14 protein-coding genes are annotated in these 15,087 nt (G+C 65.0%); 7 read left to right on the top strand and 7 right to left on the bottom strand.

Translation table 11 applies throughout. From position 1 onward, the window contains the following. Positions 1 to 136: 136 nt before the first annotated feature. Entirely contained in the window at positions 137 to 3,037 is a 2,901-nt protein-coding gene (locus tag ACQY5A_RS21965) for an aminotransferase class I/II-fold pyridoxal phosphate-dependent enzyme (RefSeq protein WP_428342402.1), read from the top strand. Here the strand turns inward: ACQY5A_RS21965 and ACQY5A_RS21960 are convergent. Next, on the bottom strand, positions 3,034 to 3,699 hold the full coding sequence (locus tag ACQY5A_RS21960; RefSeq protein ID WP_428342401.1) for a nitroreductase family protein: 666 nt from the start codon (positions 3,697 to 3,699) through the stop codon (positions 3,034 to 3,036). The two genes, ACQY5A_RS21965 and ACQY5A_RS21960, sit on opposite strands and share 4 nt — an antisense overlap. 29 nt (positions 3,700 to 3,728) lie before the next feature. On the opposite strand from ACQY5A_RS21960, the gene ACQY5A_RS21955 reads away from it, so the two are divergent. After that, positions 3,729 to 4,541, top strand: coding sequence for an MBL fold metallo-hydrolase (locus tag ACQY5A_RS21955; RefSeq protein WP_428342400.1), 813 nt, complete (start codon positions 3,729 to 3,731; stop codon positions 4,539 to 4,541). Between the two features lie 26 nt (positions 4,542 to 4,567). On the opposite strand, the gene ACQY5A_RS21950 is transcribed toward ACQY5A_RS21955, so the two are convergent. Both ACQY5A_RS21950 and ACQY5A_RS21945 read right to left on the bottom strand, forming a co-directional pair. After that, positions 4,568 to 5,617: a phosphotransferase family protein gene (locus ACQY5A_RS21950; protein ID WP_428342399.1), complete on the bottom strand. Its 1,050-nt coding sequence runs from the start codon at positions 5,615 to 5,617 to the stop codon at positions 4,568 to 4,570. Between the two features lie 72 nt (positions 5,618 to 5,689). Further along, on the bottom strand, positions 5,690 to 6,238 hold the full coding sequence (locus ACQY5A_RS21945) for a TetR/AcrR family transcriptional regulator (protein ID WP_428342398.1): 549 nt from the start codon (positions 6,236 to 6,238) through the stop codon (positions 5,690 to 5,692). A 124-nt stretch (positions 6,239 to 6,362) separates the two neighbouring features. Here ACQY5A_RS21945 and ACQY5A_RS21940 point away from each other — a divergent pair, with 124 nt between their 5' ends. Together ACQY5A_RS21940 and ACQY5A_RS21935 are read left to right on the top strand one after the other, a co-directional pair. Next, positions 6,363 to 7,526 (top strand): hypothetical protein, encoded by a 1,164-nt coding sequence (locus tag ACQY5A_RS21940; RefSeq protein WP_428342397.1) that lies wholly within the window; start codon positions 6,363 to 6,365, stop codon positions 7,524 to 7,526. Positions 7,527 to 7,742: 216 nt separating this feature from the next. After that, a complete protein-coding gene (locus ACQY5A_RS21935; protein WP_428342396.1) occupies positions 7,743 to 9,128 on the top strand; it encodes a wax ester/triacylglycerol synthase domain-containing protein in 1,386 nt (461 codons plus the stop codon). On the opposite strand, the gene ACQY5A_RS21930 is transcribed toward ACQY5A_RS21935, so the two are convergent. Then, positions 9,125 to 9,568, bottom strand: a complete 444-nt coding sequence (locus ACQY5A_RS21930) for a DUF5994 family protein (RefSeq protein WP_428342395.1) — start codon at positions 9,566 to 9,568, stop codon at positions 9,125 to 9,127. The two genes, ACQY5A_RS21935 and ACQY5A_RS21930, sit on opposite strands and share 4 nt — an antisense overlap. A 187-nt stretch (positions 9,569 to 9,755) precedes the next feature. Between ACQY5A_RS21930 and ACQY5A_RS21925 the strand changes: the two genes are divergently transcribed. From ACQY5A_RS21925 to ACQY5A_RS21915, 3 genes are read left to right on the top strand one after another with little or no spacing between them, the layout of a single operon-like run. Further along, positions 9,756 to 10,571 carry a transglutaminase-like domain-containing protein gene (locus ACQY5A_RS21925; RefSeq protein ID WP_428342394.1) on the top strand — a complete coding sequence of 272 codons (816 nt, stop codon included), beginning with the start codon at positions 9,756 to 9,758 and terminating at the stop codon, positions 10,569 to 10,571. 2 nt (positions 10,572 to 10,573) lie between these two features. Next, positions 10,574 to 11,281 carry a GAF and ANTAR domain-containing protein gene (locus tag ACQY5A_RS21920; RefSeq protein ID WP_428342393.1) on the top strand — a complete coding sequence of 236 codons (708 nt, stop codon included), beginning with the start codon at positions 10,574 to 10,576 and terminating at the stop codon, positions 11,279 to 11,281. A gap of 18 nt (positions 11,282 to 11,299) precedes the next feature. Then, the gene (locus tag ACQY5A_RS21915) at positions 11,300 to 12,049 is read left to right on the top strand and encodes a GAF and ANTAR domain-containing protein (RefSeq protein WP_428342392.1); all 750 of its coding nucleotides are present in this window, start codon (positions 11,300 to 11,302) and stop codon (positions 12,047 to 12,049) included. On the opposite strand, the gene ACQY5A_RS21910 is transcribed toward ACQY5A_RS21915, so the two are convergent. The 3 genes from ACQY5A_RS21910 to ACQY5A_RS21900 form a co-directional block, all read right to left on the bottom strand. After that, the gene (locus ACQY5A_RS21910; RefSeq protein WP_428342391.1) at positions 12,040 to 12,849 is read right to left on the bottom strand and encodes a GAF and ANTAR domain-containing protein; all 810 of its coding nucleotides are present in this window, start codon (positions 12,847 to 12,849) and stop codon (positions 12,040 to 12,042) included. The two genes, ACQY5A_RS21915 and ACQY5A_RS21910, sit on opposite strands and share 10 nt — an antisense overlap. Before the next feature lie 15 nt (positions 12,850 to 12,864). Further along, positions 12,865 to 14,499: a fatty acyl-AMP ligase gene (locus ACQY5A_RS21905; RefSeq protein ID WP_428342390.1), complete on the bottom strand. Its 1,635-nt coding sequence runs from the start codon at positions 14,497 to 14,499 to the stop codon at positions 12,865 to 12,867. A 375-nt stretch (positions 14,500 to 14,874) separates the two neighbouring features. Then, complete coding sequence (locus ACQY5A_RS21900; RefSeq protein ID WP_428342389.1) at positions 14,875 to 15,018, bottom strand: hypothetical protein; 144 nt, start codon at positions 15,016 to 15,018, stop codon at positions 14,875 to 14,877. Positions 15,019 to 15,087: the final 69 nt, after the last annotated feature.

The following is a 15,087-nucleotide window of genomic DNA, read 5'->3' as shown; positions in this document are numbered from 1 at the left end:
CGGGCCCTGCCCCGCAACCCGGCGCGGCGGACACGCGACGGACGCCGAGTGTTTGTCTTCTGGCCACCAGGGCGCGCGTCGGGTCTGCGAACCTTGACTCGACGCATCGGGCTCGACACATCGGGAAGCGGCCGCCATGACAGAACACCTGCGCGCTTACAACAGTCTGTGGCAAGTCCGCAGTGACTCCTGGTGCCGGTTGGAGGAAGCGGCCGATCGGCTGACCCGTCCGGACACCGCAGGAAAGCTGAAAGAGAAGTGTGTGGCGTCCTGCCAAGACTTGCTGGGCCGGTTGAGCACTCTGGAACCCTACTGGGCATATCCGGGCTCGCCGCAATTCGCCCGCGTGCAAAGGCTTTTCACCGGTGGCAGCTACGAGAAGTTCTCCCAGGTGGTTGCGCGGATCAACCGGGCGCTGACCCAGGAGTCGTACCGCACCGGCGACGTCGAGAACGCCGGCGCCGACGAACTGGACATGTTCCCGTCCGACCCGCGGCAACTCGAGGGTCAGACCGAGGCAGAGCGCGAACGCCCGTACTTCGAGGTGCTCGTCGTCGAGAAGATGACCGACGCCCAGGAACGTGCGCTGCGTAACGAGGTCCGCAAGTGGCGCCGCCCGGACGATGAATTCGTCTACGAACTTGTCGTGGTGGCCAGTGGTGACGAGGCGCTGATCGCTGCGCGGCTCAACGTGAACCTGCAGGCGGTGGTGATCCGGCGGCGCTTCTCGCACCAATCGACCCGCGATCTGTCCTCGCTGTCGGAGTTCGTCGATGACGGGGTGTCGCATGAATTGGCCGACCATTACTCGCCCGAGGAGCGCGCGCAGATTCTGGCGACATCGCTGAGCAAGCTGCGGCCCGAACTCGACCTGTACTTGATGACCGAGATCGACGTGGAGGACATCGCCGGCCGGCTGGGTCAGTACTTCCGCCGGGTGTTCCATGCCCGCGAAGGCATGCTCGAACTGCACCTGTCGATATTGCACGGGGTCGCCGCGCGGTACCGCACACCGTTCTTCAGCGCGCTCAAACAGTACAGCCACCGGCCCACCGGTGTCTTCCACGCGCTGCCGATCTCGCAAGGCAAGTCGATTGTCAACTCGCACTGGATCAAAGACATGGTCGGCTTCTACGGCCTGGAAGTATTCATGGCCGAGACGTCGGCGACGTGCGGTGGTCTGGACTCGCTGCTGGAGCCGACGGGTCCGCTTCGTGAGTCCCAACAGCTCGCGTCGAAAGCTTATGGCTCACGGCACACCTATTTCGTCACCAACGGAACGTCGACCGCCAACAAGATCATCACCCAGGCGGTGGTGGCGCCCGGCGACATCGTGCTGCTGGACCGTAACTGCCACCAGTCGCACCACTACGGCATGATGATGGCCGGCGCGAATGTCGTGTACCTCGAGGCCTATCCGCTGAACGACTACTCGATGTACGGCGCGGTGCCGCTGCGCGAGATCAAGTCAAAGCTGTTGGCGCTCAAGCGGGCCGGCAAGCTCGATCGCGTCAAGATGATGTCGTTGACGAACTGCACCTTCGACGGGATCGTCTACGACGTCGAGCGGGTGATGGAGGAATGCCTCGCGATCAAACCCGACCTGGTGTTCCTCTGGGACGAGGCGTGGTTCGCCTTCGCCCGGTTCCACCCGGTGTATCGCACCCGCACCGCGATGGCCTCCGCGGCGGCGGTGCGCGAACGGCTGCAGAGCCCGGAGTACAAGGCGCAGTTCGAGAAGTATCTGGCCGACCAGAATACCCAAAAGCCCAGCGACGAGGACCTTCTCGACAGTCGCCTGATGCCCGACCCGGCGCGGGCGCGGGTGCGGGTCTACGCGTCGCAGTCCACGCACAAGACGCTGACCGCGCTGCGGCAGGGGTCGATGATTCACGTCTACGATCAGGACTTCGATCAGAAGGTCGCGGTGCCGTTCCACGAGGCATACATGGCGCACACCTCGACCTCGCCCAACTACCAGATCCTTGCCTCGCTGGACCTGGGCCGTCGTCAGGTTGCCCTGGAGGGCGCCGAGTTGGTGCAGCGCCAGATCGAGAACGCCATGCAGTTGCGGGACGCGATCGACAATCACCCGCTGCTGAGCAAGTACATGAATTGCCTTGGCACGTCGCACCTCATCCCGGACCGGTTCCGTCCGACCGCGATCGACCAGCCGCTACGTTCGGGTCTGCGCAACATGATGGCGGCCTGGCGCGAGGACGAGTTCGTGCTCGACCCGTCGCGAATCACGTTGTCCATCGGCCGAACCGGCTATGACGGTGACACGTTCAAACGCGAACAGTTGATGGACCGCTACGGCATTCAGATCAACAAGACCTCCCGCAACAGCGTGCTGTTCATGACGAACATCGGCACCACGCGTAGCTCGGTCGCGTTCCTGGTCGAAGTGTTGGTCAGCATCGCCGCCGAACTCGATCAGTCGATCTCCGAGATGAGCCTGGGTGAGCGCGCCCACTTCGAGCAGGCGGTGTACGGGCTGACCGACCGTCCGGTGCCGCTGTGCAATTTCAGCGGATTCCACCCGGCGTTCCGGGACCACAGCGGGTCCGAGCCCACGCCAGAGGGCGATGTCCGCCGCGCGTTTTACCTGTCCTACGACGACAGCAACTGCGAATACCTGATGGGTGAGCAGATCGACGAAAAGCTGGATGCCGGAATCGATGTGGTGTCGGCAACCTACGTGACGCCCTACCCCCCGGGCTTTCCGGTGCTGGTGCCCGGCCAGGTGGTCAGCCGCGAGATCCTGCAGTTCATGCGCGACCTGGACACCAAGGAGATCCACGGCTACGAGCCGAACTTCGGCTACCGGGTGTACACCGAAAAGGCGATCGAAATGGTCGCCGCGGCAGCGGGTTTGCCGTCCAACGGTCACCACGTCGCGGCGGACAGCTCGAAGGCGCCGAAGAAGAAGCCGGTCAAGCGCGGTGGAAACGGCCACGACTCGTCGCTTCCGGAGGTCGGCCAGGACGAGCTGCTCGGCCAGCAGCAGCCCGGCGACGCGGTGATCGCCGACTAGCTGCCGAACGCCTCGCCGTCGAACCTCTCCCGAGTGGCGAGGTCGGCAACGCTGGCGCGCTTGAGTTTGGTCTTCTGGTGGCGCGGTTTGCCCAACGGTAGGACGGCGGCGACCGCGTATGAGTCTGGGATTCGCAGCAATTCGCGGATCCCGGGCTCCTCTGCCACCGCCATGGTGGTAATGGTGCCGCCGAAGCCTTCGTTGCGGGCGGCCAGCAGAATGTTCCACACCAACGGGTAGACCGACGCGCCGCTGATCACGCCGATCCGGTCGAGGTCCTGGTCCATCGCGGCGACCACTTCGAGGTCGACGCAGACCACCAGCACCACGGCGGCATCGTGCAGGGGAGCGGTGAATTGAGCGGGCACGTCGGTGGCCGCGATCTCATCCGGCGTCGGCCCCGGCGGATGCAGCGGGTTCCACGGGCTTTCACCGTTGGCCAACTGGGCCGCATATCGGCGCGCGCCGGTCTTGGTCAGCTCGGCGAGCGCTTCCCGCGTCGCCCCGTCGCGGATCACCACGATGTGGGCGCCCTGGCGGTTGCCCCCGCTGGGTGCGAATCGCGCATTGTCGAGAATGCGAGCCAGCACCTCATCGGGCAGGGGATCGTCGGTATAGGTGCGAACCGCCGCGGTGGTGCGCATGACGTCGTAGATGTCCACCCATCCATAGTGCATCTACAGTCCAAGGCGTGAGCACTCGAGTAGACGCCCGACGGCGTGACGTCGCATTCAGCGTTCTGGGCGGCCCGACCACCGTCGTCGACCTCGGTGGCCGACGATTCCTGATCGACCCGACGTTCGACGAGCCCGGCCCACACGACTACCTGAAGAAGTTGGTCGGGCCGGCGATTCAACCCGACGCGCTGGGTTCGATCGATGCGGTACTCGTCAGCCACGACAATCACCCGGACAACTTCGACGACGAGGGCCGGCGGGTTGCGTTCGCCGCCCCGCTGCTGTTGACGAATCCGGGCGCCGCCGCGAGGCTCGGCCAGCCTGCCGTCGGCATCAAGCCGTTCGAAAGCTTCGAGCTGCCCGCCGTCGATGGGGCCAAAGCGGTCACGGTGCAAGCGGTTCCGGCCGTACACGGCCCTGCTGATGGTCAGCGCGACGCCGACGGTCACGTCAACTGCGAGGTGACGGGTTTCGTGCTCTCCGGCGCCGGTCTGCCCACGGTGTACCTCAGCGGCGACAACGCCTCGATCGCGGCGGTGCGCGAGATCGCCGAGCGGGTCGGCCCGGTCGATGTGGCGGTGATCTTCGCCGGCGCGGCCCGGGTTACGGCCAAGGAGCGTGGGCGTCCGCTGACGATGACGGGTCAACGCGTCGCGGCGGCCGCCGAAGTGTTGGGCGCCCGGCTCGTCATCCCCGCGCACGTCGACGGGTGGGCACATTTCAGCGAGGGAGTCGGCGAAGTCGGGGTGGCGTTCGACGACGCCGGCATTCTCGATCGGCTCGCGGTCGGCCCGTACGGCGAGTGGATAGTGCCGCCCTGGCTGTAGTACGTCAAAGCAGCGTGAGAAACCTGCTAAGCGCGCACGGCGGCGACGGTCCACGCCGGCAGAATCGGTGCGCGGGTGAGGAAGTGGTCGCCCTGGCCGATGCTGCGCAGCAGGGCCTGGGTGCGCATGATGCAGCAGCCCATCCGCGCCATCGCGAAGATCTCGTACCAGTCCAGCGCAACCAGCTCGCGTCCAATCATGTCCTCGAAGTGGCGGATGACCTGCTCGCGGCTGTCGAATCCGGGCAGCTCGGGATCGGCGTCAATGCCGTTGACTTCCAACATTTGTCGACGGGTGGCCAGCCACCACGCGAAATCGGTTTCAGCCGGACACAGGCACGCTTGCTCCCAATCAAGCACGCCGACGATCTGCCCGGCGTCGTCGAAGATGGCGTTGGACAGCCGGGCGTCGTTCCAGCACACTGCGAGATCGCCGGACTCTTCGGGCTGATGGCGGTGCAGCCAATCGAACGTCTCGGTCATGACGTCCGGGATCTGGTTGTCAGTACCCCAGGCCGCGTAGTCCTGCCACCAGGCCAGCTCCGCGGAAACGCCTGTGCCCGTAAGCCGGTGGAGCCATGTCGCCTCGTCGGCCGGGACGCGCTGCAGTGCGGCGAGTGTCTCCAGGAACGAGTCGTGTGCGCGACGCTGCACCTGCGGGCCCGCGTCGTGCAACCAGCCACGCGTGGCATAGGTGGTGTCCGACGGGGTGTGCCCGACGATGCGGGGCATCACCAGAAACTTGGAGGCGATCCATGACTCGTCGGGCTCGTAGAGGATCGGCGACGGCGTCGCGATCTCATGCTCGTGCAGGAACTCCTGGGTCCGGGTCTGCGCGTCCAGGTCGTAATCCGGGTAGATGCCGCCGCCGGCGGGCGGGATCCGCAGCACGTACTCGCTGGCGCGTCCGGCGATCTCGGCGGAGAACACCAAGCTTTCGCTTGACCAGCCGGCCGCGCGGTTGGCCGCTTTCAGCTCGGACACCGCGGCGTCAGCGTCGAATCGGTGGCTGAACCACGTCTCGAGCCGGGCTCTGGTGTCCGTGAGGTCGCGTTGAACGAGCGCGATTCCCGCCACGCCACCCAGATTTACATACGACAGGTCAGATGTAAATGGTCGACTCTGGTTGCGGCGAAGATCGGCGACTGGCTAGGCGTCTAACGCGGCGCGGCTCAGCCCCGCCGCGTGCCGCAGTTCGGCGAGGAAACCTCCCGGGGTGTCGTCGCTGATGACGTAGTGGCACATCGCAATTCGCACCACAGCCGATGCAGCGACGTGGGCCTGGTCGCCGCCGATGATCCGCGCGATGCGGTCACGCATGATCGGCAGCACCCGCTTCATCTGCTGCAGAACATATTCGGGCTCGACTTCGGCCAGTGAGCCCAGCGAATAGCTGCTCTGAAAGTCGACCACGAACCGCAACGCGGCGTCGAGCCGATCGGCCCCGCTCAAACCCGCGATCGCGATGGCGATGCCGGCGTCGAAATTGTCCTGCTCGTAGAGGCCGAACGCCTCGAGCAGTCCCTCCTTCGAGCCGAAATAGCGGTACAGCGTGGGGCGCGACACCTTGGCCTGAGCGGCGACGTCGGACAGCTGCAGCCGCCTGCGGCCATCGCGTGCGAGCACGACGAATGTGGCGGCAAGAATCCGTCGGCGCGTCGACAGCTCGGCATCGCCGGCAGGCGCGGAAGCCACCATCGCGTCCTTTACATCTAGGGGGTCAAATGTCACACTGAGCCTACCGCTGGCCCTGATCGATGGGAAGGTAGCGACGGTGACCAAATTCTTTCCTGGCTGATCCCCCATTGGGAAGGTAAACGATTTGCTGTCAACGAATTACGGCGCCCTGGTACCCGAGGACGAACTGCTCACCCACCAGATCGTTGACACATTCGCCACCGTCAGTCAGTCAGATCCGTCGTGGACGGAAAAGATCTGGACGATCGCCCATGCGCGCGACAACTCGCTGCAGGTCGTCCTCGGAATAGGCAAGTACACCAATCGCGGCGTCTTCGACGGTGCCGCCGGTGTGTGTCGCGGCACCGAACAATGGACCGTGCGCGCGGGCCGGCGGCTGTCCTCGGCTCCGGCGGGCACCGAGGTGGGGCCGGTCCACTATCAGGTGGTCGAGCCGCTGCGAGCCATCCGCGTCAGCCTGGACCCGAACGAGCACCAGCCGATCGCCTTCGACGTCGTTATGCGCGGACGGTTCGACGCGGCGCTGGAAGATCCGTGGCCCGACCGCAGCCCAGACGGGTACCGGGTGACCCACAACATCCTGCGTTATCACCAGATCGGGGTGGCGTCCGGCTGGGTCGAGATCGAGGGTGAGCGCACCGAAATCACCGACGACCAATGGATTTCGATCCGCGACCACTCCTGGGGTTTGCGGCCCGGGATCGGCAAGCCGATACCCGGACTGCCGCGGGCGAGTCGCAAGATCAAGCAGATGTTCATGACCTGGCTGCCGATGACACTGACCCGCCCGGACGGATCGGCCTATTCGCTGTTCGTCATGTATCAGGAGGAGCGTGGCGACGGCTTCACCGAAATACGTTGCCAGGCTGAGCAACAGCATCCTGACGGCACCTCGCACCGCTTCCCGTCGGTGGAACAGGACATGCACTTCGAGGACGGCAACCGGCGGTTCACCCACGGAACCATCACCCTGGTCGACACCGACGGATCCAAGCGCCCGCTGACGATCACCGCGGCCGGGCCCGGTGGCTTTCACCTCGGCACCGCCGGGTACTACGGATGGAACGACTGGGTGTACGGCCAATGGGTGGGCGACCTCAAGGTCGAAGGCAGTCACATCACCGAATGCGACAAGCCGGAAGTTGCGCGAGAATTGCACCAGTTGCGAGATGTACTGGTACGCATCGACGATCCCGTCGGCGGCGGCACCGGGCTGGGCAATGCCGAGACCTTCGCCATGGGCGCCTTCCCAGAGCGCGGGCTCACCGCGGAGAACTCTTTCCTGTGAAAGCAGTTCCGGCTTCGCGGGTGTCTATCTAGCCCGGACCGGCGTAGTGTTGTCCGCGTCTTGGCGACCTGCCAACCGGGCCCCGAAGCGGGGCTGCCGTCTATGAGGTTGGTTGGTGTGCCCGCACATATATTGTCAACTGTCCGGTCGTCGGCAGTCGAGACCGTACGACTTCTCATGCAGAGGTCGACGGTCCACGCACCGACCCTGTCGTTCGTGGTCATGGAGCCGACCGGCCACGTCAGCCACGAGCGGCTCCAGCACCTGGTGGCCTCGTCACTGCCGAATCTGACTCGCTTTCGCAGCACGTTGGTGGACCGGCCGCTTGGCGTGGGCCCGCCATTTTGGGCTGAGATCAACAACTACGACCCGTCTGAACAAATTCACCGTGCCACGGTTCAGGTGCCCGGCGGTCATCGCGAATTCGCCGACCTGATCGCGGATCTGAGCGAAGGATCACGCGATCGGTCCGAAATACCTTGGGAGGCATGGAGTATCGACGGGCTCTCGGCCGGCCGATGGGCATTGGTGGTGCGGCTGTCGCCGGTGCTGAGCGACTGTGGAGTCGGCACAGCAGCCATCTGGTCGCAGCTGCTGCGCTCAGATCCACGTGACATTGGCAGCGACGATCAGCCCAGGCAACCGAGTCCAGAGCTGCCCGAGCCGGGTGAATTGGCAGCCGAGCTGATCGCCGAACTGCTCAAATTCCAATTCAAAAGCCTACTGCTGGTTGCCGGAACGGTGACCGGCCTGCTGCGCGCGGTGCGAGACCAATTGGGCGGGACACACCTTGTCGCCGAACAGGATTCAGCGCCTCCGGCGGCATCGTCGACGCGCAGAAAGCTGTCACGAAACCCGTTCACCGCGCCCCTGACCGAACGGCGGGCCGTCGCGTTCGCCTCGGTGTGGCAGGCCGACCTGGACGCGGTCAGCAACGCCTTCGGCGGCGACGCCACCAATGTGCTGTTGGCGGCCTGCACGTTGTCGCTGCGAGCGTGGCTCCAGCGCCACGACACCGTGCCCGACGATCCGTTGGTGATGTGGATGCCGCTCGCGCAGTCAGTGGGCCAGATTCGCGTCCCGGTGCAGCTCGGCGACCCCATCGAGGTGCTGACAAATCTGCACACTGCCACCGAGAGTATGAACACGGCACATTCTCGCGACGACGAAAACGACTATCTCACAGAGGATGTCAGAGCTATCGCGTCATTGATTCCATCGACACTGATGGACGCCGGCGTGCGCATTGCGAGAAAGCTGAATTTGCGGCAACTGCTGACACCGGTCTCGCACGGCAGTGTCTCGTCAGTGCCTTCAGACTCACCGTCCGCGTATTGTGCCGGCGCCGAAGTCGTCGGTATGCACACGGTGACGCCGGTGGAAGAGGGTTGTGGGTTGACCATCACGCCGACCATCCACGGTGAGGAGATGCATCTCAGTGTCTGCGTGTGCCCCGACAATGTGCCCGCGGTCGATGAGATCGCGAGCGGAATCGTCAGTGCGCTCGGCACTTTGGTCGCGGCCGCACATGAATCGCCTCGCGGGCAAGGCCGCTCGGTCGTCACCGAGATGACCAGCAAGCGGGGGCAGGCTCGCGGTTAGTTGTGCAGTAGACCGTCGACCGTGGACGCGTTCTTCGGCGTCGCCGCCGACATCATCATCTCGTGCGCGTGTTCTGCTTCGGTGCGAGTGGGTACCACCAGCAGAACGAGCTTGCTGCGATTGTTGCCGATGACTTCGAGGGTATTGCCTTGTTGTTGGTAATAGCCGCTGAGTCGAACCGTCTCACCGCCGATCAAGAATTTGGCCGGCGCAGCCGCCCAATCCGCGAAGTTGTAGGTGACGCGGTCGATCGGGCCGAGTCGTACTGACAGCACCGCCAATAAATCTGGGAGTTCGATCTGAAGATCATCGCTGTGCGGCCACCATGCGCCGTCGACATGACCCGTGCTGGGTGCCTTCGGCTTGAGGCGCAGGCGGGGGGTGTGCTGCGGTCCGTTGTGGGTGGAACCTGGCGCGCTACCAGTTGCACGTAGCGTCATGCGACGCTCCTGTCTTGGCCGCGAATCGACCAGATAACTCAGGTTGGCGACGACACAATCTCAACTGGTTGCGTGCGAAAATCGCCAACCCCCTCGACGCTACACCGCGCGTGTACTGTCGGGAGGGGACCGTGCTCGGCCAGCGGCGATCCTGCGCGGAATCACATTCGAGGACAAGGAATCGCTGATGGAGCGCCAGCTCGAACGAGAGGTGGCCGCCGAACTCGAGGTCGAGATCACCGACCCGACGACGCTGGAATTCCAGATAGCCGTCGCTCCCCACCCGAATACTACTGTGTCAGAACGACTGTCGTTCGTATTAGACGGTAAGCCCGTCCAAGCGCTGGAGATCAGCGGAACCCACGGCAACCGCATCCACAAACTCGAAGTACCGGTGGGTTACCTGACCGTCGACTATGCCGCGACGATCGTCGGCCGGACCGATCCGGCGCCGGTGACCGAAGCCGACCTGTCGATGTATCTGCGCCCAAGCCGGTATGCCGAGGCCGACAAGCTCTACGGTTTTGCCGGGCGGGAATTCGGCAATTACGTCGACTCGACGACGCTGTTGGAGAGAGTGTCGCTGTGGGTCGGCACTCGACTGAATTACGTTCCGGGATCGAGCGATCCGATCGACGGGGCGGTGGAGACACTGCTAGCCGGCGCCGGGGTGTGCCGCGACTTCGCACACCTGGTGGTGGCCTTGCTGCGGGCAGTCAAGGTGCCGGCCCGCGCGGTTTCGGTCTACGCACCCGGTTTGTATCCGATGGATTTCCATGCCGTCGCCGAGGCTTTCGTCGGCGGGCAGTGGCGGGTTGTCGACGGCACCCTGCTGGCGCCGAGGCAGACGCTGATTCGCATTGCGACCGGGCGCGACGCCGCCGACATCGCGTTCCTGGACAATCACCGCGGGGCGATATTCCTGCACAAGTTGTCGGTCACGGCCATCGTGAACGGCGACCTGCCCATCGACTCGATCGATCAACTCGTGTCGATCGGCTGACGGTGGCAATCGACGCACAGCTTCGCGCGGCCATCGACGGCCGGCGAGGCCTCGCCGCGGCAGATTCCTTGTGCGAGGCCTGCGTCACGCTGTTCGGCATTGATGCGGCGGCCATTTCGCTCGTCTTCTCGGGGGTCGCCAGCGGAACGTTCGGATCCAGCGATGCGGCCGCACGGGCCTACGACGAACTGCAATTCACCATCGGCGAAGGTCCCTGCCTGGACTCCGTCGCGACGCGCGGTCCGGTCCTGATCGCCGACCTCGCCACACCCGGCAATGTTCGGTGGCCGCTGTACAGTCCAGCGTTGCTCGAATACAAGATTCGCGGCGTCTTCGCCGTCCCGGTTGTATTGGCCGGCGAATTCGTTGGCGCCCTTGACCTTTTCCGCATTCAGCCTGGCGAGTTGCCCGTCGCCGAGTTGGCCGGCGCTGTCGCCGCGGCCGAATTGGCCGGGGCCCCGCTGCTCGACCTGATGGCCTCCGATCTACGGGCCGCTGTCAACGACGCGAGCAGCAGTTCCTGGGCCGACTTCAATGCGTTGAGCCGCACGGAGGTCAGCCAGGCCACCGGCATGCTGGTCGCTCAACTCGAAATGGACCCGGCCGAGGCGTTGGTGCGCCTGCGCGCTCACGCCTACGCGACCAACCGCAGCGCCACCGATGTCGCGCGCGACATCCTGGATCGGAGGCTGCGTCTTGATGCCGACTAGCCCGATGAGGAGGGCAACATGACCGACACCCCTCGTGAAGCTCGCGTACTCGAAGCGGTGGTATCGCTCGTCGACAGCCTGCTCGACGACTTCGACGTCGTTGACCTACTGACCGAACTCACCGAGCGCTGCGCGGACCTGCTGGACGTCGGGGCGGCGGCATTCCTGCTCGCCGATCCGCTGGGTCAGCTGCGGCTGCTGGCCGCGACATCCACGCAGACCCGTGAGCTGGAGCTTTTCCAGCTGCAGGTCGACGAAGGTCCTTGCGTCGAGTGCTACGCCGGCGGCCAGCCGATCTCGGTGGCGGATCTGCACACCGAGTCCCCACGGTGGCCGCGGTTCGTCCCCGCCGCAATCGGGGCGGGCATCGTCTCGGTGCACGCGGTGCCGATGCGGGCCGCCGGAATCGTCTTGGGCTCGCTCGGCCTCTTCGGCAACCACACCGGCCGGCTCAGTGAGTCGGACCTGCTGGTGGGCCAGACGCTGGCGCATGTCGCGTGCGTGGCGATACTTCAGGAACACCCGCCCACACCTGCGACGGTGCTACCGCAGCTGCGTTCGGCGCTGACCAACCGCATCGTCGTCGAGCAGGCCAAGGGCTTTTTGCGCGAACGACTCGGTATCTCCGTCGACGAGGCCTTCGCACTGTTGCGTAAGTACGCGCGTGCCCGAGGTGAACACCTGACCGACATCGCACGAGAGTTGATGTCCAATCCCGGCGCGCGTCCGGATCTGGTGCGGAAGATGACCCAGCTAGCTCACGATTGAATGCGCCGCGCTTGCGCGCGTCGCACGGCGTCCTCGACTAGTTGCGCCGCCACGTCCCGCAGCTTGACGTTGCCGTTCTGACTCATCTGAACGAGCCGGCTGAACGCATCCTCTGCGCTGCCACCCGACCGGCTGCGGATGATGCCGACCGCCTGATCGATCACCGCACGGTGATCGAGCGCTTGCTCCAGCTTTGCCGCGCGGGCTCGGGCCCCGGCCAGCAGGTCGGCATTGTAAAGAGACACGGCCGCCGGCGCGGCGAACCGCGACCCCAACCGGACAGCGTGTTCGCCGAACACGTCCTGGCCGATCGCATAACAGTTGATCGCGCCGACCACGTGTGCACCAACGATCAGCGGCAGCGACAGGGCGGAATGCACGCCCATCCGGGCGACCCGGCCGCCGAAGCGCGGCCAGCGGCCGTCGGCGCCGAGCGATCCGCTGACGGTGGGCCGCCGCGTCTCCATGCACGTGATACACGGCCCCTCATGCAGCTCGTCGTACTGCACGGTGTCGATCTTGTGAACGAATTCGGCTGTGGCGGAAGTGGTTTGCAGTGTCGGGACGCCCTTGATCGAATCGATTAATGCGACCCCGGCGCCGTCGACGCCGGGAATGGCATCAGCGGCAAACCCAGCGACCCTGCCCAGCAGTTCGAACACGCCGAATGCGCCGGCCACCATCTCGGACAGGCTGCACAGCCCGACGCGCAGGTCTCCCTCGTCCGCTTCCTTCTGGGCAGTGGACAATTCGGTCTGCTCCGGTGGTTTGCGACCGAGCTGGGCGTCAAAGTCGGACATAGTCGGGAAACAAATCTAGGTGACAAGCGCCAATGCGTGGGCGCGACGCAGTTTTCCCGACGGTGTTTTCGGAATCGTTCCGGGTTCGAGCACGACGACGTTGCGGGGCCGCACGTCGACCTCGGCGACCACTTCGTGGGCAACCTGACGCTCGACGCGCCGCACCTCGTCCGGGTCGGCCCAGCAATTAGCCTCGACCGCCACCGCGAAAGTCTCCCGTGGGTGGCCCGCCTTCAGGCGGACTGCGACCGTACAGCCAGGCCGGACGCCGTGAACGCGCGTCGCGGCACGCTCGATGTCCGTCGGGTAGATGTTGCGCCCGGCCATGATGATCACGTCCTTGACCCGCCCGCACACCACCACGTCGCCGGTCTCGGTGAGATAGCCCAGATCGCCGGTGTCGTACCACCCCTCGTGATCTTGCGCAGATACGAAACCGGCAGTCGTCGTGTATCCCAGCGTCACCGGTTCGCCACGCACGTGGATGACGCCGACGCAGCGAGCCGGCTGCAGCGCGCCGTCCTGGTCGACGATCTGGATCTCCAGCCCCTTCAACGGGCGACCAAGGGAGGCCAGTCGCCGGGTTTTACCCCTGGTCGCCGGGACGGCCCGGTGCAGCACGGCGAGCAGGTCGGCGTCGACCTCGTCGACGGTCAACCCGCGGCCGCATTCGGTGAACGACACCGCCACCGTCGTCTCGGCCATGCCGTATGCGGGCACCACGGCTTCCGGACGCAACCCGAACGGGGCGGCGGCCTCGCACAGATCCTCGACGTCGGCCGGGTCCACCTGCTCCGCGCCGGAGAGCGCCCACCGCAGCGAAGACAGGTCGAATTGGCCAGGTTGAGCCTGCCTACGCAGCCGTTTGGCGAACATCGTGTAGGCGAAGTTGGGCGCCGCGGTCATGGTGCCCCGGTACTTGTCAATCAGTCGGGCCCAGAGCAGGGTGTCCCGCAGGAAGTCCATCGGCGTGACCTTGACCAGCTCGACTCCGAAGTACATCGGGACCGTCAGGTAGCCGGTCATGCCCATGTCGTGGAAGCATGGCAGCCAGCTCACGATGACATCGGATTCGACGTCGACGTCTGCGCCGACGAACATCGCCTCCGCATTCGAGACGACATTGCGATGGCTGATCCGGACCGCCTTGGGGGATCCGGTCGAGCCGGACGTCAGTTGCAGCAGCGCAACGTCGTCGTCGTCGGTGTCGACGGGGTCGATCGGCCGGCCGTCGAGTAACTGTTCGGCCGTCAGGACCTGCACGCCCAGCCCGGAAAGCAGCGGCGCGGCGGCCATGAACGGGTCGGAGACCACCACCGCATTGGTGCCGATCATCTCGATCACGGCCAATGTCTCGTCGGCCCAGCGTTGCAGATCGGTGCGCAACGTGGGCTGATGCAGCATCGTCACGCTTGCGCCGCGCATCCAGATGCCCTGCGCGGTCGGTGCGATCTCGACGGGCGCCCCGGCCAGCACAGCGACCGCGTCGCCGTGGCCCACGCCGGCGGCGGCAAGACCGCCCGCAACGCGGCGGCTCCGCTCATGCACCTGACCCCAGGTATGGCGGACTGGGGAGTCGGGCTCCCCGGTGTTCATGCCCTTACTACTGCTCTGGGCGTTGTGGAACATGGTCTGGGTAAATCGGCTCACGACACATCCCCTGGCTCCGGCGCGATCGCGCCGGAAATAATTGGATCGGTACCCAAAAGGGGACCCCCAGCGCTGAAGCAGAACCTGACAGGCGGCTACGTCGGCGCGCGAGCGCACTTCGGCGGGGAAAATCAGATCGCCACCGTGACGTTTCCGAGAGGCTGCAGTGTCAACCGGGAATGAGGTTACCTGCCCGAACGCCTAGTCATCAGTAAATCGGCTGGGGTGTTACCCCCGGCTTGCACTCCGTATGAAACTGTTTGCCAAATCAAGCAGTTCGTCGACTGACAAGCAATTTTAGGCATAAATACCGCATTTGACGGCAGCGACACGGTCATTGCCGGTCATCAGTGGGTGACTGAATTTCGGCACCAGCTACTGAAATAGAGTCGGCGATTCGTTATTCTCCAGCGCTGCAACGACTTTGGCGATCAGCCACTGGACCGCATCGACGGCTTCGGTGTTCTCGAGGTTCCACCCGCCGACCAGGCGTTCGTAGGTGGTCGGACTCCACAGCACGTCCAGTAGGCCGGCCAGTGCCCGCCTTTGTGCGTCCGGTAACGATGAGGTTGCAACTGACCGGTCCAG

The sequence above is a fragment of the Mycobacterium sp. genome (assembly GCF_965277065.1).
Classification (GTDB): domain Bacteria; phylum Actinomycetota; class Actinomycetes; order Mycobacteriales; family Mycobacteriaceae; genus Mycobacterium.
Note: the sequence above shows the minus strand (reverse complement) of the source record. Positions and strands in the feature narration are given on the sequence as shown.